The organism is Saccharothrix luteola (assembly GCF_020859565.1).
Taxonomy (GTDB): Bacteria; Actinomycetota; Actinomycetes; order Mycobacteriales; family Pseudonocardiaceae; genus Actinosynnema; species Actinosynnema luteola.
Window position 1 is genome coordinate 202,376 of sequence record NZ_JAJHUO010000010.1, and the last position, 23,428, is coordinate 225,803.

Genomic DNA, 23,428 nt, shown 5'->3' on the forward strand with positions numbered 1-23,428 from the left:
GCCGGCGGCGGACGGTGTGGTGCGAACGACCGGCGTGGTGATCAGCGGCGTGGTGTTGGCTGCACGTGATCCATTCGTGCCCGAAGGAGAACCCGTGCGCCAACGCTTGACCGTCCTGCTCGCGTCCCTGGGCCTGGCCCTCGGCGGCCTCGCCGTCACGGCGGGCCCGGCGTCCGCCGCGAGCTACGGCTACATCAGCTGGACCAACAACTGCTCCGGCCCGAAGCTGTACTCGATCATCTACGCCAGCGGTTCGAAGGCGGGCACGCTCGTCGTGCAGCAGTCGAACGTCGCGGCCGGCGCGAAGCGCAGCCAGCGGGTGGAGTCGGGCTACACCTACGACGTGACCAAGAGCGGCGGCTGGGGCAAGGTCACCATCTACAACATCTCCGGCCGGGTCCACTCCGTGGCGGTGAAGGCCTGCTGAGGTCCCCTGAGCCGGGGGGGGGGGGGGCCCCCCCCCCCCCCCGGACCCGTCAGGCGGCCTGAGCGGTCGTCGCGGTGGCGTGCCGGCGCGGCGAGGGCACCTCGACCGTCCCGTAGGCCACCCGTTCGGCCTCCTGCTGCACGAGCGCCGCCAGCTCACGGCGCGTCGCCGCACGACCGGGCGCGACCTCGTCCAGCACGTGCACCTCCACCACCAGCCCGCGCGAGCGCAGCACCCGCCGCATCGAGTCGACCAACGTGTCGGAACCCACGAACGCGGGCCGGGTGGACGTCTTCGAGTCCTGCGAGTACCGCAGCACCACCGGCCGCACGGGCACACCGGCGTCCAGCGCGGCCTGGAACAGCGCCGGCCGGTAGCGCCCGGACGCCACGCCGCACCACGTCGTGCCCTCCGCGTGGATGCCGACCGCCGCACCGTCCCGCAGCGCCGCCGCCAGCTCGGCCACCGTCCCCGGCAGCAGCGACAACCGCTCCCGGTCCAGGTACACCGTGCGGGCCGCGGTGATCAGCCTGCCGAGCACCGGCCAGTCCCGGATGTCCCGCTTGGCCACCATCCGGATGGGCTGCACCGCGTCGATCGCCAGCTCGTCCAGCCACGACACGTGGTTGGACACCACCAGCACGCCACGTCCCGGGTTCTCCTGGAACACCGGCCCGACGACCCGCAGCCGCACGCCGAACGCACCCAGCAGGGCCCGGAACCAGCGCCGCAACAACGCCGACCGCGCCTGCCCGCGCACGCACAGGACGACGAGCACCACGACCAGCCCGGACAGCATCACGGCCGACGCCGCCAGCACCCGCCACGCCACCCGCACCGCGCCCACGGAGGCCGTCGAGTGGTCCACGCACCCGTCGCCGCACGGCGACACGGGCATCCACGCGTGCTTGCTCACGCCGTCTCCCCGAGGAAGAACTTCAGGTAGCGCTGGTCGACCCGGTCCATCCCGAGCAGCACGGGCAGGTCGGCCACGCCGAAGTCGGCGTCCAGCGCGGGCCGCCCGCACACCCACGCGCCCAGCCGCAGGTAGCCCTTCAGCAACGGCGGCAGCACGGTCCGGTCCGGCCGCGCCGCGGCGTCGACGTCCCACGGCGTCAGCGGCTCGACCCGGTACTCCTCGGGCGCGTGGTGCTTCGCCCGCACGACGTCCCACACGCCCGCCGCGAACGAACCACCGTCGTGCAGCGGCACGGAAGCGCAGCCGATCAGCCACGAGTGCCCGGACAGCAGCATGTACCGGGCGATGCCAGCCCACACCAGCGACACCACGGCCCCGTTGCGGTGATCGGGGTGCACGCACGACCGGCCGGTCTCCACGAGCGAGGGCCGCAGGGCGTCGAGGGCGGAGAGGTCGAACTCGCCGTCGGAGTACAGCCGGCCCGCCTCGGCGGCGCGCTCGGGCGGCAGCATCCGGTACGTGCCGACGATGTCGCCGGTCCGGTCGTCGCGCACCACGAGGTGGTCGCAGAACTGGTCGAAGTAGTCGACGTCGTGCCCCGGCACGGAGCTGTGCAGCACGGCGCCCATCTCGGAGGCGAACACCTGGTGCCGCAGCCGCTGCGCGGCCACGACCTCGTCGCTGTCACGCGCGACCAACAGGGAGTAGCGCGGCGCGTCGGAAGCGGCGTCACCGGTGCTGACAAGCAGTTGCGGCTGCGTCATGGGTCTGGTCTACCGACCGGTTGGCGACCGGGAGCAGGTCGTTCCGATGACGCCTCAGTGGCAGGTCGGTTAAGGCACGGTGAGGCCGCGGGCAGCACGAGGGCCGCCCCGCGCGAAGCGGAGCGGCCCTCGATCGGAACCGCGAACGAACCCGCAGGTCAGCCCTTGCGCTTGCCGACCTCGTCGGTCAGCTGGGGCGCGACCGCGAACAGGTCGCCGACCACGCCGAAGTCGGCGATCTCGAAGATCGGCGCCTCTGCGTCCTTGTTGACGGCGACGATGGTCTTGGACGTCTGCATGCCCGCCCGGTGCTGGATCGCGCCGGAGATGCCCAGCGCGATGTACAGCTGCGGCGAGACCGTCTTGCCGGTCTGGCCGACCTGGAACTGGTGCGGGTAGTAGCCGGAGTCCACCGCGGCCCGGGACGCGCCGACCGCCGCGCCGAGGCTGTCGGCCAGCTTCTCCACGACCTCGAAGCTCTCCGCGCTGCCCACGCCACGACCACCGGACACGACGACCGACGCCTCGGTCAGCTCGGGGCGGTCGCCACCGGCGACCGGCTCGCGCCCGGTCACCCTGGTGACCAGCGCCGGGTTCGCGGCGGGCGCCTCGACGGCCTGCTCGACCGCGTCCGCGGGCGACTCCGACGCCTCGACGCCGCCCGGGCGCACGGCGATGACCGGCACGCCCTTGGTGACCTTGGACTTCACCACGTACGCGCCACCGAAGATCGACTGCGTGGCGACGCCCTCGCCGTCGAGGTCGACGGCGTCGTAGAGCAGACCGGAGTCCAGGCGCACGGCCAGCCGGCCCGCGACCTCCTTGCCCTCCAACGTCGCCGACACCAGCACGGCGGCGGGCGACGCGGTGGCGGCGATCGCGGCGAGCGCGTCCACCTTCGGCGTGACCAGGTGGTTCACGGCGTCGTCGGACTCCACCGCGTACACCTTCACCGCGCCGTAGCGGCCCAGCGACTCCCTCACCTTGCCCGCCGTCCCGGGCGATCCGACCACCACCGCGGCCGGCTCGCCGAGACGGCGCGCGGCGGATAGAAGCTCATAGGTGACCTTCTTGACCTCGCCGTCGACGTGGTCGACGAGGACGAGTACCTCAGACATTGGATTCCTCGCCTTCAGATGAGCTTCTGGTCGACCAGGTACGCGGCGATCTTCGAACCGCCGTCACCCGAGTCCTCGACACGCTGCCCGGCGCCGCGCGGCGGCTTCGGGGCCGACTCCAGCACCTGCGACCAGGCGGCGCCGAGGCCGACCTCGCCCGCGTCGAGCCCCAGGTCGGCGACCGTGAGCTTGCTGACCGGCTTCTTCTTCGCCGCCATGATGCCCTTGAACGACGGGTACCGCGGCTCGTTGATCTTCTCGTTCACGCTGACCACGGCGGGCAGGCTCGCTTCGAGGTGCGAGACGCCCTCGTCGGTCTCCCGCTCGGCCTTGACCGTGCCGCCTTCGACCGTGAGCTTGCGCACCTGCGTCACCTGCGGCACGCCCAGCAGCTCCGCCAGCATGGCGGGCACCGCGCCCGCGCGGCCGTCGGTGGCCTCGTTGCCCGCGATGACCAGGTCGAAGCCCTCGATCGTGCCGATGGCCTTGGCCAGCACCTTGGCGGTGGTGAGCGCGTCGGAACCGTGCAGGGCCTCGTCGGAGACGTGCACGGCCTTGTCCGCACCCATGGAGAGCGCCTTGCGGATCGCGTCGGTCGCGCGGTCGGGACCCATCGCGACGACGGTCACCTCGCCGCCGTGCGCCTCCTGGAGCAGCAGCGCCTCTTCCACGGCGCGCTCGTTGATCTCGTCGAGCACGGCGTCCGCGGACTCGCGGTCGAGGGTGTGGTCGGCGTCGGCGAGCTTGCGCTCGGACCAGGTGTCGGGCACCTGCTTGACCAGGACGACAATGTTCATGGGTCCTCTTCGACCTCCTGCGGACGGGCGGCGACGTGGGTGGGCGACGGTAGTTGCCTGCGGTCGCCGGATTGTTCGTGACCCTGCCATGTCATCGCCGCATTGGCATGGTGGTGTCTGCCACCTGGATGTTACCCACCGGTAGCAGAGGTGCAAACAGCAGCAAGCACCCGCTGCGGGTGATGATGCTCACTGGCGCTCACCGGGCCATTCGGACATTGTCGCCAGTCCGCACGACGGCGTTACAGACCCTCCCCCTACTCGGCTAGGTTCGAGCGCATGCCACGGCGAGTAGCGATTGTCACCGACTCCACCGCCTGCCTGCCGCCGCAGTTGACCGAGAAGCTCGGCGTGACCGTCGCGCAGATCCAGGTGCGCATCGGGGACTGGGTGGACGACGAGGTCCGCGTGCCCGTGCCGAAGCTCGTGGACGCCCTGCGCGGGCAGCTCGACGTGACCACCGCGCCACCGGACCCCGGCGCGTTCTTCTGGACCTACGCCGACGCGGCGGCCTCCGGCGCCGAGGCGATCGTGTCGCTGCACGTGTCGACCGGTCTGTCGAAGACCGTGGAGGCGGCCCGGCAGGCAGCCGCCCAGGTGCAGGTGCCGGTGCACGTGGTCGACACGCAGACGTGCGGCATGAGCCTCGGGTACGCCGTGGTCGCCGCCGCGACCGCGGCCGCCGCCGGTGGTGACGCGAACCGCGTGCTGTCCGCCGCGCAGCACAGCGTCCGGCGCAGCACCGAGCTGATCTACGTGGACACGTTGGAGTACCTGCAGCGCGGTGGGCGGATCGGCAAGGCCACCGCACTGCTCGGCTCGGCGCTGTCGATGAAACCGCTGCTGACCGTCTCCGACGGGCAGATCACGCCGCTGGACAAGGTGCTCGGCGCGGAGCGGGCCATCCGCAAGCTGATCGACATCGCGGCCAAGCGGGCGGGCGGGGCGGAGGTCGACATCGCGGTCGAGCACTTCGACGCGGCCGACCGCGCCCGGACCGTGCTCGACCAGTTGCGCGCCAAGCTGCCGAACGTGCGGCGGTTCCTGGTGACCCAGGTCAGCTCGGCGATCGGCGCGCACGTCGGGCCGGGCGCGGTGGGCGTGACCGTTTCGCCGGTTTAGCCCGGTTGGGAACTCGGTGCGGGGTTTGAGCGTTGAGCGGACAGGGAAGGAGGTGGACATGGCATCTCTGTTCAGCAAACTCGCCGCGTTCGCCCGCAGTCCGCAGGGCCGCCGGGTCACCGAGCAGGTCAAGCACGTGGCACGCGACCCCCGCAACAAGGCCAAGGCCCAACAACTGCTCCGCAAGCTCCGCAAGCGCTGACCGAGCGCCGACGTTCAGCGGCCCGCTACCGGTTGACTTCCGGGCGGGCCGCTTCGAACGCGCGGCGGGGCCCACCGGGCTCGGGCCCGGCCACCACCTGGATGACCTCGGGTCCAGCAGCCGGTTCCGGGCCTGGTTCCACGGTCCCGCCTGGCTCGTCGACCTCATCGACCTCGTCGAGGTCGGCGGCTTTGTCCGGGTCGGTGATTCCGGCGCTCGGCTCGGTCGACTCGATCGCCGCCAAGGCGGGCTCCGCTGGTCCCGCCAGGGTCGCGATGCCGACGACCCGCCCTGCCGGCTCGGGCTCGGCGCGGACCACGTGCATCCGCCGCACTTCGTCCTGGCGCGCGGGTTTCCCGTTGCGCGACACCGGATCCGGGACGGCGACCAGGTTCGGGCGCGGGGTCGGGCGGTCCGGCTCGGGCAGTGCGGTCGGGATGCCCATCACCGGGTTGCGGTGGATGGGCTTCGTCGCGTAGTCCTCCGGCGGGAAGTGCGGTTCGAACCGGGGCATCGGCGCGGCGGGCGCCGGTTGCGGCGTCGGTTCGGGCGGTTGTTCGCGGCGGAGCATGACCGCCGTCAGCACGCAGCCCGCCGCGAACGACAAGGCGCACAACCCGAACACGAACGCCACCCCGGACATCACGCATCCTCACTCGACCGGCCGGCCGCCGGCGCTGCCGCCATCAAGCACCGACCCGCTGGCCGTCGGTGTCCGCCTGCTCGCCCTTCGACTTCCCGGCGCTGATCGTCTCGGCGGCGATCGGTTCGACCGGTTCAGCGAGCCCGTCGCCCGCGGCCCCGTCTCCCGCTTGGCCCGCACCAGCCTGGCCCGCACTCGACTGGCTGACACCCGACTGGCCCACAGCGGTCTCCCCCGCGCTCGCCTGCTCGACGGTCGTCTGCTCCGGGATCAGGTTGGGCACGCGGTCGGCCGCCTCGTCCAGCGCCACGCGCGCCGACGCCAGCTGTGCGGCCACCAGGTGGCGCAGTTCGCGCAAGTCGTCGGACTGCCGCTGGATCTCCTCGATCCGCCGGTTCGCCTCGCGGGCCGCGAGCTTGATCAGGAACGCCGCCCGCGCCTTCGCCAGCTCCTCCTGCTCGGCGAAGTGCTGCTGGGCCTCGTTGCGCCGCCGGTTCATGGTCAGCTCGAAGAAGTTCTGGGCCTTGGCGCGCTTGGCATCGGACTCGGCCTCCAGCTGCGCACACCGCTCAGCGGCCTCCCGCAGCAACTGCTCCGCGTCCTGCTCCGCCTTGGCCAGCGCGGCGGCGCACTCGGCCTCCACCTCCTCCGCGCGAGCCCTGAGGTGCGCCTCGACCTCGGCCTGACGACGTTCCAGGTCGACCTCGCGCTGGTCCAGGTCGGCGGCACGCAGGTCGGCCGCCTCGCGCCGGTCGCGCGCGTGCGCTTCGACCTCGGCCCGTCGGGCGGTGCACTCCTCGTCGACCTGGCGCCGCAGGTCGGCCAACTCGGCCTCGGTGCGCTCGCGCAACGCCTCCGTGTCACGCTCGGCGCGCACCCGCAGGTCGTTCGCCTCGTCCTCGGCGAGCGTCAGCATCCGGTGCAGGCGCTCGGACGCGCCGGAGGTCGTGTTGGGCGACATCTCCAGCCGTTCGATGCGGGCCCGGGCCGCGTCGAGGTCGCCCCTGGTCATCTCCAGCAGCTTGCGCAGGTCGGCGGCCTGGGCCAGGGCCTCGGCCCGGTCGAGGGTCGTGTACTTGAGCTGCTCGTCCAGGTTCTCCAGGTGTTCGATCACCTGTCGGCGGTGAAAACCCCGGTAGACCACGTCGAAACCCGCGTGCAGCGGAACGATGTCCGACTCTTTCGCACCCATGGCGGCCCCGCTCGTTCGAAGATTGGCCGAGGGTACGAGCGTAAGGCACCCAACCGGCACATGACCACCCACGACTACCCTGGTGCGACACGGTCCAAGCACCGTTCTTGCAGGCGAAACACCATCAGGGAAGATCACCGGGAATTTGGTTCAGGTCACCCAATGGAGTCATTCCACGGTAATCAACCGGCGTATTGTGAATGCGCACAGCAACATAAATCCGCCATGAACCGGCGAAAAGTTCACACGAAACAGTGACGCTCTTACGGACAGGCGATGCCTACCCGCGAGTAACGGGCAACTACGCTGGCCGGGTGACCGTCGAGCCGCTGCCCCTCACCGGTGAGCGCACCGTGCCCGGGATCGCCGAGGAGAACTACTGGTTCAGGCGCCACGAGGCGGCGTACCTGGACCTGGTCCGGCACTGCGTCGGCGCGGTCGTGCTGGAGGCGGGCTGCGGCGAGGGCTACGGCGCCGCGCTGATCGCCGGGCACGCCGCGCGGGTCGTCGCGCTCGACTACGACCGGCTGACCGCGGCGCACGCGCACCGGGCGTACCCGGAACTGGCGGTGCTGCGGGGCAACCTGGCGTCGCTGCCCCTGCGCGACGAGAGCGTGGACGTGGTGGCGAACCTCCAGGTCATCGAGCACCTGTGGGACCAGGAGGGCTTCCTGGCGGAGTGCGCGCGGGTGCTGCGGCCCGGCGGCAGGCTGCTGGTCACGACACCGAACCGGATCACCTTCTCCCCCGGCCGCGACACCCCGCTGAACCCCTTCCACACCCGCGAGCTGGCGCCGGCCGAGCTGCACGAACTGCTGGTCGGCGCGGGCCTGCGGGTCGAGCTGCTGGCCGGGCTGCGGCACGGTCCGGCGTTGCGCGCGCTGGACGAGCGGTTCGGCGGTTCGATCATCGACGCGCAGGTGGCCGTGGTGGTGGACGGCGGCACGTGGCCCGACGACCTGCTGGCCGCCGTGGCGTCCGTGCGCAGCGAGGACTTCGAGATCACGACCGACGACCTGGACGCGAGCCTGGACCTGGTCGCCGTGGCGGTGCGCCCGTGACGCGCGAGGGGACGTTCTGCCTGGTCCTGCACAGCCACCTGCCGTGGCTGGCGCACCACGGCGCCTGGCCGGTCGGCGAGGAGTGGCTGTACCAGGCGTGGGCGCACTCGTACCTGCCCGTGGTGGACCTGCTGGAGCGGTTCGCCGCCGAGGGCCGCGAGGACGTGCTCACGCTGGGCGTCACGCCGGTCCTGGCCGCGCAGCTCGACGACCCGTACAGCCTGCGGGGCCTGCACGACTGGCTGGGCAACTGGCAGCTGCGCGCGCACAGCGCGTCGTCCCGGCTGCCCGACCTGGCGGCACGCGAGCACCGCGCGTCGGCGTGGGCGCTGGACCGCTTCGAAACGCGGTGGCGGCACGGTTTCTCACCGATCCTGCGGTCCCTTGTGGACTCGCGCACCGTCGAGCTCCTCGGCGGACCGGCCGCGCACCCGTTCCAGCCGCTGCTCGACCCGCGGCTGCGGGCGTTCTCGTTGCGCACCGGGTTGGCCGACACCGCGCACCGGATCGGCTCGACGCCCGAGGGCATCTGGGCGCCGGAGTGCGCTTACGCGCCGGGCATGGAGCACGACTACGCGCGTGCGGGCGTGCGGCGGTTCCTGGTGGACGGCCCGGCGCTGCGCGGCGACACCGCCGCGGGCCGTCCGGTCGGCACGTCGGACGTGGTGGCCTTCGGGCGTGACCTGGAGGTCTCGTACCGGGTGTGGTCGCCCAAGGTCGGCTACCCGGGCGACCCGGCGTACCGGGACTTCCACACCTACGACCACCCCAGCGGGCTCAAGCCGTCGCGGGTGACGGGCAAGAAGGTCGAGCCGGCCGACAAGCGGCCCTACGACCCGGACCTGGCGGCGGAGGCGGTCCGGCGGCACGCGGCGGACTTCGTGGACACGGTGGTGCGGCGGCTGCGCGCGTTGAAGGAGCAGCACGGCGAGCCGCCCCTGGTGGTCGCCGCGTACGACACCGAGCTGTACGGGCACTGGTGGCACGAGGGCCCGGCGTGGTTGGAAGCGGTGCTGCGGCGGCTGCCCGAGGCCGGGGTGCGCGTCACGACGTTGCGCGGGGCGGTCGAGGCCGGGCACGTCGGCGCGCCGGTCGACGTGCCGCCGTCGTCGTGGGGCTCGGGCAAGGACTGGCAGGTGTGGAACGGGCCCCAGGTCGGCGACATCGTGCACGGCAACGCGGAGGTGCAGCGGGAGCTGCTCGCGCTCGACCTGTCCGGCGCGGCGCGCGACCCGGTCGCCGACCAGGCCGTGCGGGAGGCGTTGCTGGCGTTGTCCAGCGACTGGGCGTTCATGGTCACCAAGGACTCGGCCGCCGACTACGCCCGGTACCGGGCCAAGGTGCACGCGGACCGGTTCAACGAGCTCGTCGCGCTGCGGCGGGCGGGACGCGGGCGTGAGCGGGCGGCCGAACTGCGCCTGGTCGACGGTCCGTTCGGCCACCTCGACGCGCGGGGGCTGGCTAGTTGACGCCCCCGCCGCCCGAGAGGTCGTTGCCGTGCTGGCGGAGCGCGACGCCCGCCGAACCCGGGTTGTCGATCCGGGCCTGCACGACCGGGTCCGCCTTCGAGCGGCCCTTCGTGTCGGCGGGTCGTTCGAGGCCGGCGCGCTTGGCCCGGGCCCTCCGGTCGACCACGAACCCGATCGCCAGCACCACGGCGCAGAACAGGACCGCCCAGACCCAAGGCTGCATGACCGTACCCCCGATTTCTCCAGAGCTTCCCAGGGTAGCGGTGCAGAGATGCGAGGATGGCCCATGCGCGTGCTGATGTTGTCCTGGGAGTACCCGCCGGTCGTCGTCGGCGGTTTGGGCCGGCACGTGCACGCGCTGGCCGGGCACCTGGCGGCGCAGGGGCACGACGTGGTCGTGCTGTGCCGGCAGCCCTCGGGGACGGACGCGGTCACTCATCCGACGTCCGACACCGCGGTCGACGGCGTGCGGCTGATCCGGGTGGCCGAGGACCCGACGCACCTGGTGTTCGAGCGGGACCTGGTGGCGTGGACGCTGGCCATGGGCCACGCGATGACGCGAGCCGGGTCGGCGTTGCTGCGCGACTGGCGGCCGGACGTCGTGCACGCGCACGACTGGCTGGTCACGCACCCCGCGATCGCGCTGGCCGAGCAGTGCGGCGCGCCGCTGGTGGCGACCGTGCACGCGACCGAGGCCGGTCGGCACAGCGGGTGGCTGTCGCAGACGTTGAACCAGCAGGTCCACTCGGTCGAGTGGTGGCTGGCGAACCGTGCGGACGCGCTGATCACGTGCTCGTCGGCGATGCGGGCGGAGGTGGCGCACCTGTTCGAGGTCGAGCCGTCGTCCGTGACGGTGCTGCACAACGGCATCGAGCCGCGCCGGTGGCGGGTCCGGGCGTCCGACGTGGCCGCCGCGCGTGCCGCGCACAGCCCGTCGGGCGCGCCGTTGCTCCTGTTCTTCGGGCGGTTGGAGTGGGAGAAGGGCGTGCAGGACCTGATCGCCGCCCTGCCCCGGATCCGCCGCATCCACCCGGGCACCCGGTTGGTCGTGGCCGGCACCGGCACGCACCGCGACTGGCTCGTGGAGCAGGCGCGCAAGCACAAGGTGCGACGGGCGGTGGACTTCGTCGGCCACCTGTCGGACCGGGCGCTGGCGGCGGCGCTGGCGGCGGCGGACGCGGTCGTGCTGCCGAGCAAGTACGAGCCGTTCGGCATCGTGGCGCTGGAAGCTGCGGCGGCCGGCACGCCCCTCGTCGCGTCCACCGCCGGCGGCCTTGGTGAAGTGGTCCTGGACGGCGTGACGGGTCTGTCGTTCGCGCCGAGCGACACCGAGGCCCTGGCCGGCGCGGTCCGGTCCGTGCTGGACGACCGCCCCGCCGCCGTCCGCCGTGCCCGCGCCGCGAAGTCCCGCCTGGCCACCGACTTCGACTGGTCGAAGATCGCCGAGGACACGGCTGCGGTCTACCGCTCGACGACCGTCCGCGACCACTCGCCGCTCGGCCGTCCCAAGATCCCGACCGGCAACGTGTTCCTCTAGTCCTCCGCCAGGCGGTCGAGTGCGGCCAAGGCCTCGGGAAGATCCGCGAAGCGTCCTTCGACCTTGTGCGCGGCGAGGAATCCGCGCACGTAGTAGAGGACGCGCCTCTCGGGAGCCGGCCCTTGCTCGAACTCCCCGATCACCGCCCGGAAGTGCCGCGGATCGACCCGGCTCAACGCGTCGTCTGACGACCGCTCCAACACCATGAGGAGCTGTTCGTCGAACACCCACTCCGCCGCGGCCGGCGAGCACAGGTACTCGAAGAACTCCACGGGGAAGTAGCTGGTGCTCCACTTCCCGTGGTCGATTCGCCGGGCAATGGCGTCGAGCTGCCTGAGGAGCCTGCGCAGACCCGGCCGACCACCACCCGCAGCCTCGTCCGCGCGCCACGCGATCACGAGGCCGGACAGGCTGTCGGCCGGGTCACCGGCGAACCCCTCGACAATGCGGTCGGCCAAGCCCGCGACGTCGTCCAGCAGGTGCGGGTGAGCACAGACCACCGAACACACCTCGGACGGCATGACCTCGAACTGCCCGTCTTCCCCGGAAGTGATGTGCTCGACCACCCGGCGCACGACGTCCGCGGACAGTCGCCACGACTCCCGCGAGACCTCGAAGAGGAACACGTTGCGCGTCTTCTCGTTCAGCGGCACACCGGCGTCGAGGTCGTCGAGGATCTTCTCCAGCGCACGCAGGTCGAAGGGCAGGGTGATCGGGAAGCCCGCCATCCCGGTGTTCATGGCGATCCAGTCGGCGAGCTTCGACAACAAAGCCTGCTCGGCCGCGGACGAAGTCACGTCCGGGCCGACGAACATCTCCCCCGTGCGGACCATGCCTTCGAGGTGGGCATCACCCAGGAGCTGGGCTTCACGCACCTTGAACCCGTAGGACATGTCCACCCCGGCGACGAGGTGATCTCCGTCCAACGTGAGCAACGGCAGCAGGCTCTTCCACCCCTCCGCGTCCAGCCCGGAACGCCACAGGTGAACCGTGGACCGCCAGTCGTCCAGGCTCGGGAACAGGTCGCCCAGCGGCACGGGCGAGCCGGCCAGGAGGACGCGGAGGCAGATCAGGTTCGCCGAGTAGGCCGCCACCCTCGACACCAGCGTCGCGCCGGACGGGTCGTAGGCCGGGTGCTGGTCGTTCTTCACCCGCTGGTGCACCGATCGGATCAGCTCGTCCAGCACGGCGAGGACGCCGGCGCGGGTGGGCTCGTCGAGGGCCCGGAACAGGCCGGAGGCGAAGTCCAGGATCGGTCGCCTCTTGGTGAACGCCTGGTGCGAGACGAGCGCGTACAGCAGGGCGTCGTCCAGCAGCTCGAAGTCGTCGAACGGCCGTGATTCCCTCCGCTCCCGGTCCGCGACGATGGTGCGGAGCAGGTTCAGGGTCACCTCGGCGATCAGGTACTCGCCGAACGTGGCGTGCAGGAACTCGTAGGTCCGCCGGCCCGCGGACGTGCCGTCCCGCTCGTTGAGCTGCGCCGTGTGGATGAAGAAGAAGTCGCCGACGGTGCGGTCGGCGAGCCCGAGGGGGTCGTCGAAAGTGCTGCGCTGCACCACCTCCGGCGCCGGGGTGAACGGCGTGAGGTCGCGTTCCAGCTCCGCCTTCTCCACGTACTGCCGACCGCGGTTGAACATGGCCAGCGCCGCGATGCCCAACTGCCACTTGCTCTGCTTGACCCGCTTGGCGACCTGCGCCTCGGACGGCCGCACGCGGCCCTTGTCGCGGGCCTGCCGCAGCACGAAGGAGTCGATCAGCCGCCCGTACAGCTCGGCCTGGGAGAGGTCTTCGTCGTCCAGTCGCCTGCTCTCCGCGTCGGCCGCGTAGATGGCCAGCATCAGCAGGATCAGCGGCTGCCTGGCCAGGCGGCCGTGACGGAGCAGCTCGTCCGGTGCGAGCGGCCGGAAGTCCGGGGTGGCGGTGTTCGCCTGGTTCCACGCGTCCAGCCACTTCCCCACCCGGGCGTTGTCGAACTCCTCCAGCTTCACGATCGGCACGCCGTCGGGGATGCGGGCCCGGTCCACCACGAGGGTCCGCGACGTGATGACGACCGCCACCGGCCGCCCGATCTCCGCTTCGCGCTCCTGGAAGTCGGCCACCTGCCGGAGGTAGTTGGACTGCGTCACCCCGCTCGCCTGCACGAGCTCGTCGAACCCGTCGAGCAGCACGACCCGGATGCTGTCGCCGCACTCGTCGGCGAGCCTGCCCCAGTCGACCTGCTCCGCGAGCACGTCGCTCAACGCGGTCTCGATCTGCCCGCGGACGCCGTCGTCCGCGTCGACCTTGCGCAGCGGGACGGTGACCACGGTGTAGCCGGAGGCGGGCAACCGGGCCGCCAGCACCTCCATCAGCAGCGACTTGCCCGCGCCCGGGTGACCCAGGACCAGCAGCGGCCGGTCGGTGCTCGTCGGGCTGGACAGGTGCGCCGCGAGGAACGCGTCGATGTCCTCCTCGACCGCCGTGTGCGAGGCCCACCACTCCTCGGACGACGGCACGGCCTTCCCGTCGTGCACCGTCACCCGGTACCGGGGCGCGACGAAACCCCGCTCGACGGACGGGAACCGCGCGTTGACGGGCTGGTTGTCCGGGTTGGTCCGGAGCAAGGGCTTGGACAGCGTGGCCAGCGCCGCCTTCTCCAACTTCCCCCGGTACGACCGGTCCGGCCGGGGCGTGGCCGGCGTGGACCGCGCCAGCAGCCGGGCGAACCGCTCCAGGGACTCCGTCTGGGCGGCCAGGGCTCGCGCCAGCCGCGCATTGCCCTCCTCGACGGCGGCGCGCGTGGCCGAGTGCTCGCCGATGAACGTCCAGACCTCGAACTCCGGGACCGCCGACGCCAACCCGAGGTAGTGGTGCACGTACTTCTCGCGGCTCCCCCGAGCCGCCACCCGGTGCACGTCCGATCCGATCACCACCGACAGCCCTGCCAGGAAGTCCGCCACCGCCTCGGCCGTGGTCGCGAAGAAGTGCGTGAGCGGGCCGTCGAGGTTCTGCTGGAAGCCGCGCGTGGCGTTGGGAGCCGGGACGTCCAGGTCCGCCAACGCGGGCAGGGCAGCCGCCTCGTTCTTCCCGGTCGGCTCGACGCCGAGCGCCCGGAACTTCTCGCGATCGGTGATCTCGAGCCGGTCGAACCCAGGACCGACCAGGTCGCGGAACGCGTCGAACACCGAGTTCACCGCGATCACGGTGTGCGCGGCGGACACGAGTTCCTGGCGGTGCACGCCGGATAAGCCCGTCAGCTTCGCGGCTGTGCCGTCGAGCACCTTCCGCAACGACGACATGGCTTCGTTCTTCGGGTCGACCAGCCCGAGCACGGCCGCGCCGCCGAGCGCGCCACCGGCGAGGATCGCGCCGCCCAACGCCAGGTCGACCTTGTCCAACCACGGCCGTTCGTACTTCCCCAGCACGCGCAGAGCGCCCGTGTACGTGAACAAGTCGGGTCGTGACACGGGCGCTCCACGAGGCAGGAGGGCGGGTTTGCGCCGATCCTAGGGGTTCACGAAGGCAGCTCCGGCAGGAGCATCCGGCGGCCCGCGACGATGCCGCCGTCCACCGGGACGGCGGCGCCGGTCAGGTACCCCAGGTCGTCCGACGCCAGGGCGAGCACGGCGCGGGCGATGTCGTCCGGTGACGCGATCCGCTTCAGGCCGTCCACGTTGAGCTGCCCCAGCGCGACCTTGGCCCGGTTCCACGTCGCGTCGTCCAGCCCCGCCGGCCGGATCATCGGGGTGTCGGTGATGCCCGGCATGATCGCGTTGACCCGGATGCCGTCCACGCCGTACTCCAGCGCCGCCGACTGCACCAGCGCCCGCACGGCCTGCTTGGACGCCTGGTACGTGGACAGACCCGGCCTGCCGACGATCGCGCCGATCGACGAGTTGACGATGATGTGCCCGCCCCCGCCCGCCCGCATGTGCGGCACCTGGTGCTTCATCGCCAGGAACACGCCGCGCGCGTTGGTGTTCATCACGTCGTCCCACTGCTCGACGGTGACGTCGGCCAGGTCGGCGTTGACCTGCACGCCCGCGTTGTTGAACGCGATGTCGACCCGCCCGTACCGCCGCACCGCGCCGTCCACGAACTGCCGCACGGACGACGGCACCCGCACGTCGGCGGCGATGTAGGTCGCGTCGCCGCCGGCCGCCCGGATGGACCGCTCCACCTCCTGCCCCAACGCGGTCCGCCTGCCGCAGAACGCCACCTTCGCCCCCGCCGCCGCGAACGCGCGCGCCGTGGCCGCGCCGATGCCCGACGTCGCCCCGGTGATCTGCACGACCTTGCCCGCGTAACGGCCCCGTGCGCCCCGCTCCTCGGCGGCGGCCAGGCCGGGCGCCGCCGCGACCACCCCCGCGCCGAGCAACCCGCCGAGCACGGCACGCCTGCTGTGGTCCCCGCTCATCACAACGATCCCCCTCCGAACCCTTAAAAGCAACGTGGTGTTGCTTTTAGTCTCTAGACGGATCACCGTTCGCGCAACTACGGGTTGCGTTAAGGTCCTCGCCGTGTCCGAGCCACGCCGTCGCCCCGGTGGCCGCAGCGCGCAGGTCCGCGCCGCGGTGCTGGAAGCCGGCCTCGCCGAGCTGGCGTCGGCCGGCTACCACAACCTGAGCCTGGAAGGCGTGGCCCGGCGCGCGGGCGTGAACAAGACGACCCTCTACCGGCGCTGGGGCACGCGGGAGGCGTTGCTGCTCGACGCGATCCGCGCCCGCGCGACCGCCCGGGTGCCCATCCCGGACACCGGCGACCTGCGCGAGGACCTGCTCGCGCTGGTCCGGGCCGCGATCGCGAACCTGACCACGGCGGAGGTGCAGGCGATGGTCCGGGCGTCCATCGCGCTCTCGCCGCACGACGACACCCTGGCCGCCGCGGGCCGCGCGTTCTGGGCCGAGCGCCTCGCCGTGGACGCCGAGGTGGTCCACCGCGCCGTCGCACGCGGCGAGATCGCGCCCGTCGACGCCGAGCAGGTGATCGAGGCGGTGCTCGGGCCGCCCTACTTCCACCTGCTGGTGACCGGCCGCCCGGTCGCCGACGACTTCCTCGTCGGCACGGTCGACCTGGTCGTCAGCGGTCTGAGACGGTGAGCACGAGCTTGCCGGTGGTCCGGTTCGCCTCGCCGACCTCGTGCGCCTTGGCGACGTCCTCCAGCGGGAACGTCTCGGCGACGACCACCCTCAGCTCACCGCGCTCCACCAGCCCGACCACGTGCTCCAGCACGGCGTGGTCCGGCACCACGGACACGACCGCCGCGCGCACGCCGAGCTCGTCCGCCATGACGCGGAGGGCGGGCAGCCGGGTCGGGTCCGGCAGGCCGATGTACAGCCCGCCGGGCTTGAGCACGCCCATCGACCGCCGCTCGTAGTCGCCGCCGATCAGGTCGAGCACCACGTCGACGTCCCGGAGCTCGCCGAAGTCCCGCGTCGTGTAGTCCACCGGCTCGTCCACGCCCAGCTCGCGCAGCAGGTCGTGCTTGCCGGCGCTCGCGGTGCCGATCACCCACGCCCCGAGCGACTTCGCGAGCTGCACGGCGAGGTGCCCGACACCGCCCGCGGCGGCGTGGACCAGCACCCGGTCACCCGGCTTGACGTCGGCGGCCTCGGTGAGGGCCTGCCACGCGGTGAGCGCGCCCAGCGGCAGGGCCGCCGCGTGCACGTGGTCGAGGTTGGCGGGCTTGCGGGCGAAGTGGCGCGCGGGCGCGGCGACGTACTCGGCGTAGGCGCCGGCCTGGCGCGGCAGGTGTGGCATGCCGAACACCTCGTCGCCGACCCGGAACCGGTTCTCCCCCGCCGGCACGTCCACCACCACGCCGGAGACGTCCCAGCCGGGCACCCACGGCGTGGTGAACCAGTAGCCGTTGCGCCGCACGTTCCAGTCGAACGGGTTCACGCCGGCCGCGCGCACCTCGACCACGATCTCGTCCCGCGCCGGCTCGGGCCGCGCGACCGTCCGCACCTCCATGACCTCGGGCCCGCCGAAGGCCTCGACCATCACCGCTCGCATCTCGTTCGTCATGGTCAAAGGATCATCTTCGGTGGTACCTCTTGTGAAGTAGGCACCTGAATGGTAATTAGGTACCTCGTGTATACCACCCCTGACTTGCGCGCTCACGGCGGCGCGGACGCCTACCTCCGCACGTGCGCGTCACGTGCCGTGCTCGACCTGCTCACCAACAAGTGGGTGTGCCTGGTGATCGGAGGCTTGCGCCCCGGCACCCTGCGCTTCGGCGAGCTCCGGCGGCGCCTCGACGGCATCACCCAGAAGATGCTCACCCAGACCCTGCGGGACCTGGAACGGGCGGGGCTCGTGCACCGCGCCGTCTACCCGAGCGTGCCACCGCGCGTCGAGTACAGCCTCACGCCGCTGGGTGACAACGTGGGCGGCCTGATGGACGCGATCAGGGTGTGGTCGGAGACCCACATCGACGACATCCGCGCCGCGCAGGAGGAGTACGACCGCAAGGCGGGCGAGGAGCTCCAGCCCGTCTAGGAGCCGTTGCGCGACTGTTCGAGGGCTTCCTGCGCCTTGCGGGCCATGTCGGCGACGGCGGCGCGGCGCACGGCGTCGGCCTCGTAGTCCGCGCGGCGGTCCTTGACGACCTTCGCCGGGATGCCGACGGCGATCTTGAAGTCCGGCACGTCGCCGCGCACCACGGCGTGCGCGCCGATCACGCAGCCGCGCCCGATCCGCGTGCCGCGCGTGACGGTGACCTTCGTGCCGAGCCAGCAGTCCGGCCCGATGCGCACCGGCGACTTCACGATGCCCTGGTCCTTGATCGGCAGCGTGATGTCCGCCGTGACGTGGTCGAAGTCGCAGATGTAGACCCAGTCGGCGATCAGCGTGGCCGCGCCGATCTCCACGTCCAGGTAGCAGTTGACCGTGTTGTCCTTGCCGAACACGGCCTTGTCGCCGATCCGCAGCGAACCCTCGTGGCAGCGGATGGCGTTGCCGTCGCCGATGTGCACCCAGCGCCCGATCTCCAGCCGGCCGTAGCCGGGGCGGCAGTGCAGGTCGACCTTCTTGCCCAGGAACACCATGCCGCGCAGCACCACGTGCGGGTTCGCGATCCGGAACTTCAGCAGCCGCCAGTACCGCACCAGGTACCAGGGCGTGTACGCGCGGTGCCGCAGGACCCAGCGCAGCGACGCCAGGGTGAGGAACCTGGCCTGCGCCGGATCGCGGCGCGACCGGCGCCACCTCGTCCACACCGGGGCACCCCACATGCTCGTCACGAGCGCACTGTATTGAATTGCCGCTGCTCCGCGGACGGCGGCTCCGCCGGCCCACCGACCCGCACCAGGACCCCCCCCCGCGCCGCAGCGCGGGCGAGCGGACACCCCGGACAGACACAGCAGGTCGCGCGCGGGGCCGTGACCCGGCACGACCGCGTCCGGCTCCACTACCCGCACCAGGACCACCGCCGTCCGCGGAGCAGCGGCAAGATGACACCGTGACGACACCTCTGATCATCGACACCGACCCCGGCGTGGACGACGCGCTCGCCATCGCCCTCGCCGCGGCCAGCCCCGAGGTCGACCTGATCGGGGTGACCACCGTCTTCGGCAACGTGTCGCTGGAGAACACCACCCGCAACGCCCTGCGCCTGCTGGCGCTCCTGGGCCGCGACGACGTGCCGGTGGGCGTGGGCGCGGCCCGGCCGCTCGTCCACCCCCACCCGCACCTGTCCAGCGCGCACGGCGCGGACGGTCTCTCCGGGTACGCCGACACGCTCCCCGAAGCCACTCGCGGCCCCGACGCGCGCGACGCCGTCACGCTCCTGCGCGACCTCCTCGAGCAGGCCGACCGACCCGTCACGATCGTCCCCATCGGCCCGCTCACCAACATCGCGCTGCTGCTGGCCGCGCACCCCGGTCTCAAGCCGAAGATCGGCAGGCTGGTCGTCATGGGCGGCGGGGTGAACGGCGGCAACGTCACCGCCACGGCCGAGTTCAACGTCTGGAGCGACCCCGAGGCCGCCCGCCGCGTCCTGGTCGAGGAGGACGTGCCCACGACGCTCGTGCCGATGGACCTGACCCGCCGCTGCGCGGTCAGCGCCGAGTGGCTGGACGCGCTGGCGAAGACCTCCCGGGTCGCCGCCACCCTGGTCGGCCTCACCCCCGCCTACCTGGAGACCTACCGGCGGTTCCTCGGCTGGGACGGCATGGCGGTGCACGACGCGGTCGCGGTGGCCGAGGCGGTCCGGCCCGGCATCCTGAGCGGCACGCCGTTCCCCGTGGACGTCGACTGCTCGTACGGTCCGAACCGGGGCGCGCTCGCGGTGGACCAGCGCCTGGAGGTGGAGGCGCCCAAGACGCTCGACATCACCCTGGACGCCGACCTCGACGGCCTGCGCGCGTTCCTCTTCGAGAGGCTAGGTGCGCTCGGCGTGCGCGAGTAGGTAGACGGGACGACGGCCGACGCGGGTCAGCGCCACGGTCGCCTCACCCGACCCGGACAGCTTCAGCCTCGGCCGCAACGCGTTCGGATCCACGTCCAGCCCGCGCACCAGGATCTCCAGCCGGCCCACGTCGTGCGCCCGCAGCACGGACCGCAACGCCTTCTCGCTGTAGTGCCCGTGCTCCACGACCCGGAACGCCCGCACGCCCGGCGGCGGCACCGGCCCGGTCAGGTAGGCGATCCGCTCGTCCAGCTGCGCCAACCCGTGCCGGGCCGCGTAGTGCCGCACCAGCCCGGCCCGCACCACCGCGCCGTCCGGGTCGACCAGCCACTCGGCCGGCTCGCGCACACCGCAGTCGTCGGGGTCGGCGGAGGTGATCGTCCACTCCGGACCGCCCGACCGCAGCACGGTCGCCCGCCGCGACACGCCGGGCGTGGCCAGGCCGCGCGTCCACAGGCACGCCTCGCGCACCTGCCCGTCCAACGACACCAGCTCGACCTCGTCCGCCCACGGCGCGACCGCGAAGTCCACGCCCGGCGCGCACTTCACCGCCAGGTCGCGCGAAGCGTAGGCGTCGGCCAGCTCGTCCAACGGCGGCGCGAAGTCCGAGGGTCGCCACGTGCGCCGCCCGCTCGCGTCACGCCGCGCGGGGTCGGCGAGCACCGCCGTGCCGCGCGACACCGGCCGCAGGGCGTCCGCCCGCACGAGCGGCACCGCGTCACCCAGGTTGTGCCGCGCCATGGCCAACCGCACCGGGTCCAGGTCCGACCCGATCGACCCCTCGGGCAGCGCCGCGAGGTCCGCCCCGATCGAGCAGGTCACGTCGTGCGCGGGTCCGCGGAACCGGCGCGCCCGGTGCGCCGCCACCGGGTGGGCGGTGGCCTGCTGCAACGCGTCGGAGGTGAACAGCCCGTCGGCGAAACCGACCTTGCCGACCGCCTTGCGCCGCAACAACAACGTCTCCAGCACCGCCGCGAAGTGCGTCGGCGAGACCTGCCTGGCCCGGTTCACGTCCGCCAGCCGCGACGCGGGCGTCAGCGGCAGGTCGGCCAGCGCCGACAACGCGGCGCACCCGGCGTCCGAACGCAGGTACGCCACGTCGTCGAGGCTGAAGGCGTAGCTCACCGGACCGGCTTGCGACCCGTCACGGAGACGTTGTAGAAGACCTCGCGCGGCAGCACCTTGGCCAGCACGTTCTCGTCCACCCAGGACAGCCGCTGCCAGGTCTTGTAGGCGAACATCGCCCACCCGAAGCCCAGCTTCTCCCGCGGCACGGCGGCCTCGAACGTGCGCACCGGCCAGCCGAACAACGCCGCCGACAGCTCCTCGGTCACCGCCCGCACCCCGACCGCGCCCGCCCCGCGAGCGGTCCGCTCCAGGTCCGACGGGTCGAACGTGTGCAGGTCGACCACGGCCTCCAGCGCCGCCGCGCGCGAGGACTCGTCCAGCTCCTCCTGCGGCCGGCGCCAGTCGTTGAGCGGTGCCAGCTTGGTCACGTTCGTGGTCAGCCACCAGGTCAGCTGGCCGAGCTTGCGGGCGTAGAGGTTGCCGACGTTCGTCGGGTCGCCCGCGAACACGAACTTGCCGCCCGGCTTGAGCACCCGCAGCACCTCGCGCATCGCGGCGGGCACGTCCGGGATGTGGTGCAGCACGGCGTGCCCCACCACCAGGTCGAACGTGTCGTCGTCGTACGGGATGCGCTCGGCGTCGGCCACCCGGCCGTCGACCGGCAGGCCGAGCTGCCCGGCGTTGCGCAGCGCCACCTCGACCATGCCCGGCGACAGGTCGGTCACCGAGCCGCGCTTGATCACACCGCCCTGCATCAGGTTGAGCAGGAAGAACCCGGTGCCGCAGCCCAGCTCCAACGCGTGCTCGTACGGCCCGGTGTCGCCCGCGACCGCGCGGAACCGGTCCGTGGCGTAGGTGATGCAGCGCTCGTCGTACGAGATCGACCACTTCTCGTCGTACGTGCCCGCTTCCCAGTCGTGGTAGAGCACGTTGGCGAGCTTGGGGTCGGAGTACGCCGCCTCGATCTCCTCGGCGGTGGCGTGCGGGTTGGGCTTGGGATCAACGGCCACTGAACTTCGCCTTCCCCGGGCCGTTCTCGATGAACGACGCCATGCCGGTCTTCTGGTCCTCGGTGGCGAACATCGCCGCGAACAGCTGGCTCTCCAGCTTCAGCCCGCTGCCGAGGTCGGTGTCCAACCCGCCGTCGATCGCGGCCTTGGCGGCGGCGTACGCGCGCACCGGGCCGTTGACGAACCGGCCGGCCCACCGCTTGGCCGCCTCGTAGACGTCGTCGGGGGCCACGACCTCGTCCACCATGCCGATGCGCAACGCCTCCTCGGCGCCCACGAACCGGCCGGTGTAGATCAGGTCCTTGGCGCGCGACGGCCCGATCAGCCGCGGCAGGCGCTGCGTGCCGCCCATGCCGGGGATGACGCCGAGCAGGATCTCCGGCTGGCCGACCTTGGCGTTGTCGCCCGCGATCCGCCGGTCCGCGCACAGCGCCAGCTCGAACCCGCCGCCGAGGGCGTAACCGGTGATGGCCGCCACGGTCGGCTTCGGGATCTCCTCCACCGCGCGCAACGCCGAGGTGAACGCGCCCGCGCGGGCCGCCATCTCGGCGTAGGACAGCTCCGCCATCTCCTTGATGTCCGCGCCCGCCGCGAACACCTTCGGCCCGCCGTACACGATCACCGAGTAGACGTCGGCCCGGTCGGTCGCCTCCAGCGCGGCCGACCGGATCTCTTCCTGGACCTGCCGGTTGAGCGCGTTCATCGGCGGGCGGTCCAGCCGGATGGTGCCGATCCCGTCCTCGACTTCGAGCCTCACGAACTCAGCCACGCGGTCCTCCTCGACCCTGACGTCGGTGCGCCTCGCAGGTTACCCCTCGGTAGTTTTGCGGCGGGCGAAGTACCTGTCACCCGACCGCTGGAGCTCCAGCGGCTGGTCGAACGTCTTCGAGAGGTTCTCCTCGGTCAGCACGTCGGCCAGCAGGCCCTGCGCCACGATGCCCCCGTCACGCAGCAGCAGCGCGTGCGTGAAGCCGGGCGGGATCTCCTCCACGTGGTGCGTGACCAGCACCGTCGCCGGCGCGTCCGGGTCCATCGCCAGCTCGGACAGCCGCGCGACCAGGTCCTCGCGCCCACCCAGGTCCAGGCCCGCCGCGGGCTCGTCCAGGAGCAGCATCTCCGGGTCGGTCATCAACGCGCGCGAGATCAGCGTGCGCTTGCGCTCGCCCTCGGACAACGTGCCGTAGGTGCGGTCGGCCAGGTGCTCGATGCCCATCGCGGCCAGCAGCTCCCTGGCGCGGCCGGTGTCGAGCCGGTCGTACTCCTCGCGCCAGCGCCCCAGCACCGCGTACCCGGCGCTGACCACCAGGTCGACCACCTTCTCGTCGGCCGGGATGCGCCCGTTCAACGCCGAGGAGGACAGCCCGATCCGGGGCCGCAGCTCGGCCACGTCGGTCCGCCCGATCCGCTCGCCGAGCAGGTGCACCTTGCCCTTGGTCGGGTGCAGCTCCGCGCCGGCCAACCGGAGCAGCGTCGTCTTGCCGGCGCCGTTCGGCCCGAGCACGACCCAGCGCTCGTCCAGCTCCACGCTCCAGTCGACGTCCCCGACCAGCGTGGTCTTGCCACGTCGAACCGAAACACCCTGCATGTGGATGACCAGATCTTCGTTTTCCACGCCTGCCCTCGCCCCGTCGATGCGCCGCCGCCGCCATTGTTCTGCACCCCGTTCCGCGGGTGGTCCGGTGGGGGGAGGTATGGGCGGGTCGGTGAACC

The 23,428-nt window shown here is 72.1% G+C and carries 24 protein-coding genes; 9 read left to right on the forward strand and 15 right to left on the reverse strand.

Annotated features, from left to right (window positions below):
• Positions 1-94: 94 nt before the first annotated feature.
• Entirely contained in the window at positions 95-427 is a 333-nt protein-coding gene (locus LNK82_RS16205; protein ID WP_230567808.1) for a hypothetical protein, read from the forward strand.
• Positions 428-476: 49 nt separating this feature from the next.
• Here LNK82_RS16205 and LNK82_RS16210 read toward each other — a convergent pair whose 3' ends face one another.
• The 4 genes from LNK82_RS16210 to LNK82_RS16225 all read right to left on the reverse strand — a co-directional run bounded on the left by LNK82_RS16210 (position 477) and on the right by LNK82_RS16225 (position 4,025).
• Positions 477-1,343 (reverse strand): lysophospholipid acyltransferase family protein, encoded by an 867-nt coding sequence (locus LNK82_RS16210; RefSeq protein WP_230567809.1) that lies wholly within the window; start codon positions 1,341-1,343, stop codon positions 477-479.
• Complete coding sequence (locus LNK82_RS16215) at positions 1,340-2,110, reverse strand: GNAT family N-acetyltransferase (RefSeq protein WP_230567810.1); 771 nt, start codon at positions 2,108-2,110, stop codon at positions 1,340-1,342. The genes LNK82_RS16210 and LNK82_RS16215 overlap by 4 nt, the downstream gene beginning before the upstream one ends.
• A 158-nt stretch (positions 2,111-2,268) precedes the next feature.
• The gene (locus LNK82_RS16220; RefSeq protein WP_230567811.1) at positions 2,269-3,228 is read right to left on the reverse strand and encodes an electron transfer flavoprotein subunit alpha/FixB family protein; all 960 of its coding nucleotides are present in this window, start codon (positions 3,226-3,228) and stop codon (positions 2,269-2,271) included.
• Positions 3,229-3,242: 14 nt separating this feature from the next.
• Entirely contained in the window at positions 3,243-4,025 is a 783-nt protein-coding gene (locus tag LNK82_RS16225) for an electron transfer flavoprotein subunit beta/FixA family protein (RefSeq protein ID WP_230567812.1), read from the reverse strand.
• A gap of 279 nt (positions 4,026-4,304) precedes the next feature.
• Here LNK82_RS16225 and LNK82_RS16230 point away from each other — a divergent pair, with 279 nt between their 5' ends.
• Both LNK82_RS16230 and LNK82_RS16235 read left to right on the forward strand, forming a co-directional pair.
• Entirely contained in the window at positions 4,305-5,147 is an 843-nt protein-coding gene (locus LNK82_RS16230) for a DegV family protein (RefSeq protein ID WP_230567813.1), read from the forward strand.
• Between the two features lie 58 nt (positions 5,148-5,205).
• Positions 5,206-5,349, forward strand: a complete 144-nt coding sequence (locus LNK82_RS16235; RefSeq protein WP_197289936.1) for a hypothetical protein — start codon at positions 5,206-5,208, stop codon at positions 5,347-5,349.
• A 25-nt stretch (positions 5,350-5,374) separates the two neighbouring features.
• Here the strand turns inward: LNK82_RS16235 and LNK82_RS16240 are convergent, their stop codons facing one another.
• Both LNK82_RS16240 and LNK82_RS16245 read right to left on the reverse strand, forming a co-directional pair.
• Complete coding sequence (locus tag LNK82_RS16240) at positions 5,375-5,992, reverse strand: hypothetical protein (protein ID WP_230567814.1); 618 nt, start codon at positions 5,990-5,992, stop codon at positions 5,375-5,377.
• A 43-nt stretch (positions 5,993-6,035) separates the two neighbouring features.
• Positions 6,036-7,184 (reverse strand): coiled-coil domain-containing protein, encoded by a 1,149-nt coding sequence (locus LNK82_RS16245; protein WP_230567815.1) that lies wholly within the window; start codon positions 7,182-7,184, stop codon positions 6,036-6,038.
• A gap of 314 nt (positions 7,185-7,498) precedes the next feature.
• On the opposite strand from LNK82_RS16245, the gene LNK82_RS16250 reads away from it, so the two are divergent.
• Together LNK82_RS16250 and LNK82_RS16255 are read left to right on the forward strand one after the other, a co-directional pair.
• On the forward strand, positions 7,499-8,245 hold the full coding sequence (locus LNK82_RS16250) for a class I SAM-dependent methyltransferase (RefSeq protein ID WP_230567816.1): 747 nt from the start codon (positions 7,499-7,501) through the stop codon (positions 8,243-8,245).
• Positions 8,242-9,714, forward strand: a complete 1,473-nt coding sequence (locus tag LNK82_RS16255) for a 1,4-alpha-glucan branching protein domain-containing protein (protein WP_230567817.1) — start codon at positions 8,242-8,244, stop codon at positions 9,712-9,714. The genes LNK82_RS16250 and LNK82_RS16255 overlap by 4 nt, the downstream gene beginning before the upstream one ends.
• On the opposite strand, the gene LNK82_RS16260 is transcribed toward LNK82_RS16255, so the two are convergent.
• Positions 9,707-9,937: a hypothetical protein gene (locus tag LNK82_RS16260; protein WP_230567818.1), complete on the reverse strand. Its 231-nt coding sequence runs from the start codon at positions 9,935-9,937 to the stop codon at positions 9,707-9,709. The two genes, LNK82_RS16255 and LNK82_RS16260, sit on opposite strands and share 8 nt — an antisense overlap.
• Before the next feature lie 63 nt (positions 9,938-10,000).
• Between LNK82_RS16260 and LNK82_RS16265 the strand changes: the two genes are divergently transcribed.
• Positions 10,001-11,251 (forward strand): glycosyltransferase family 4 protein, encoded by a 1,251-nt coding sequence (locus tag LNK82_RS16265; protein WP_230567819.1) that lies wholly within the window; start codon positions 10,001-10,003, stop codon positions 11,249-11,251.
• On the opposite strand, the gene LNK82_RS16270 is transcribed toward LNK82_RS16265, so the two are convergent.
• Together LNK82_RS16270 and LNK82_RS16275 are read right to left on the reverse strand one after the other, a co-directional pair.
• A complete protein-coding gene (locus LNK82_RS16270) occupies positions 11,248-14,697 on the reverse strand; it encodes an NACHT domain-containing protein (protein WP_230567820.1) in 3,450 nt (1,149 codons plus the stop codon). The two genes, LNK82_RS16265 and LNK82_RS16270, sit on opposite strands and share 4 nt — an antisense overlap.
• A 47-nt stretch (positions 14,698-14,744) precedes the next feature.
• Positions 14,745-15,647, reverse strand: coding sequence for an SDR family NAD(P)-dependent oxidoreductase (locus LNK82_RS16275; protein WP_230567821.1), 903 nt, complete (start codon positions 15,645-15,647; stop codon positions 14,745-14,747).
• Between the two features lie 103 nt (positions 15,648-15,750).
• Between LNK82_RS16275 and LNK82_RS16280 the strand changes: the two genes are divergently transcribed.
• A complete protein-coding gene (locus LNK82_RS16280; protein ID WP_230567822.1) occupies positions 15,751-16,329 on the forward strand; it encodes a TetR/AcrR family transcriptional regulator in 579 nt (192 codons plus the stop codon).
• Here LNK82_RS16280 and LNK82_RS16285 read toward each other — a convergent pair.
• Positions 16,310-17,257: an NADP-dependent oxidoreductase gene (locus LNK82_RS16285; protein ID WP_230567823.1), complete on the reverse strand. Its 948-nt coding sequence runs from the start codon at positions 17,255-17,257 to the stop codon at positions 16,310-16,312. The genes LNK82_RS16280 and LNK82_RS16285 overlap by 20 nt on opposite strands.
• A 48-nt stretch (positions 17,258-17,305) precedes the next feature.
• Here LNK82_RS16285 and LNK82_RS16290 point away from each other — a divergent pair, with 48 nt between their 5' ends.
• Positions 17,306-17,731, forward strand: coding sequence for a winged helix-turn-helix transcriptional regulator (locus LNK82_RS16290; protein WP_230567824.1), 426 nt, complete (start codon positions 17,306-17,308; stop codon positions 17,729-17,731).
• On the opposite strand, the gene LNK82_RS16295 is transcribed toward LNK82_RS16290, so the two are convergent.
• Positions 17,728-18,474 (reverse strand): acyltransferase, encoded by a 747-nt coding sequence (locus tag LNK82_RS16295; RefSeq protein ID WP_230567825.1) that lies wholly within the window; start codon positions 18,472-18,474, stop codon positions 17,728-17,730. The two genes, LNK82_RS16290 and LNK82_RS16295, sit on opposite strands and share 4 nt — an antisense overlap.
• A gap of 218 nt (positions 18,475-18,692) precedes the next feature.
• On the opposite strand from LNK82_RS16295, the gene LNK82_RS16300 reads away from it, so the two are divergent.
• Positions 18,693-19,640, forward strand: a complete 948-nt coding sequence (locus tag LNK82_RS16300) for a nucleoside hydrolase (protein WP_230567826.1) — start codon at positions 18,693-18,695, stop codon at positions 19,638-19,640.
• Here the strand turns inward: LNK82_RS16300 and LNK82_RS16305 are convergent.
• From LNK82_RS16305 to LNK82_RS16320, 4 genes are read right to left on the reverse strand one after another with little or no spacing between them, the layout of a single operon-like run.
• The gene (locus LNK82_RS16305; protein ID WP_230567827.1) at positions 19,614-20,765 is read right to left on the reverse strand and encodes a THUMP-like domain-containing protein; all 1,152 of its coding nucleotides are present in this window, start codon (positions 20,763-20,765) and stop codon (positions 19,614-19,616) included. The two genes, LNK82_RS16300 and LNK82_RS16305, sit on opposite strands and share 27 nt — an antisense overlap.
• Positions 20,762-21,718, reverse strand: coding sequence for a class I SAM-dependent methyltransferase (locus LNK82_RS16310; RefSeq protein WP_230567828.1), 957 nt, complete (start codon positions 21,716-21,718; stop codon positions 20,762-20,764). The genes LNK82_RS16305 and LNK82_RS16310 overlap by 4 nt, the downstream gene beginning before the upstream one ends.
• Complete coding sequence (locus LNK82_RS16315; RefSeq protein ID WP_106613674.1) at positions 21,708-22,487, reverse strand: enoyl-CoA hydratase/isomerase family protein; 780 nt, start codon at positions 22,485-22,487, stop codon at positions 21,708-21,710. Before LNK82_RS16315 ends, LNK82_RS16310 begins: the two co-directional genes overlap by 11 nt.
• Positions 22,488-22,526: 39 nt before the next feature.
• Positions 22,527-23,303, reverse strand: a complete 777-nt coding sequence (locus LNK82_RS16320) for an ABC transporter ATP-binding protein (protein WP_230567885.1) — start codon at positions 23,301-23,303, stop codon at positions 22,527-22,529.
• Between the last annotated feature and the right edge of the window lie 125 nt (positions 23,304-23,428).

Coding starts and splice junctions, on each gene's coding strand:
- LNK82_RS16215 (WP_230567810.1), bottom strand. CDS start 2,110: ATGACGCAGCCGCAACTGCTTGTCAGCACCGGTGACGCCGCTTCCGAC.
- LNK82_RS16235 (WP_197289936.1), top strand. CDS start 5,206: ATGGCATCTCTGTTCAGCAAACTCGCCGCGTTCGCCCGCAGTCCGCAG.
- LNK82_RS16290 (WP_230567824.1), top strand. CDS start 17,306: ATGGTAATTAGGTACCTCGTGTATACCACCCCTGACTTGCGCGCTCAC.
- LNK82_RS16245 (WP_230567815.1), bottom strand. CDS start 7,184: ATGGGTGCGAAAGAGTCGGACATCGTTCCGCTGCACGCGGGTTTCGAC.
- LNK82_RS16240 (WP_230567814.1), bottom strand. CDS start 5,992: ATGTCCGGGGTGGCGTTCGTGTTCGGGTTGTGCGCCTTGTCGTTCGCG.
- LNK82_RS16320 (WP_230567885.1), bottom strand. CDS start 23,303: ATGCAGGGTGTTTCGGTTCGACGTGGCAAGACCACGCTGGTCGGGGAC.
- LNK82_RS16285 (WP_230567823.1), bottom strand. CDS start 17,257: ATGACGAACGAGATGCGAGCGGTGATGGTCGAGGCCTTCGGCGGGCCC.
- LNK82_RS16225 (WP_230567812.1), bottom strand. CDS start 4,025: ATGAACATTGTCGTCCTGGTCAAGCAGGTGCCCGACACCTGGTCCGAG.
- LNK82_RS16230 (WP_230567813.1), top strand. CDS start 4,305: ATGCCACGGCGAGTAGCGATTGTCACCGACTCCACCGCCTGCCTGCCG.
- LNK82_RS16220 (WP_230567811.1), bottom strand. CDS start 3,228: ATGTCTGAGGTACTCGTCCTCGTCGACCACGTCGACGGCGAGGTCAAG.
- LNK82_RS16275 (WP_230567821.1), bottom strand. CDS start 15,647: ATGAGCGGGGACCACAGCAGGCGTGCCGTGCTCGGCGGGTTGCTCGGC.
- LNK82_RS16260 (WP_230567818.1), bottom strand. CDS start 9,937: ATGCAGCCTTGGGTCTGGGCGGTCCTGTTCTGCGCCGTGGTGCTGGCG.
- LNK82_RS16265 (WP_230567819.1), top strand. CDS start 10,001: ATGCGCGTGCTGATGTTGTCCTGGGAGTACCCGCCGGTCGTCGTCGGC.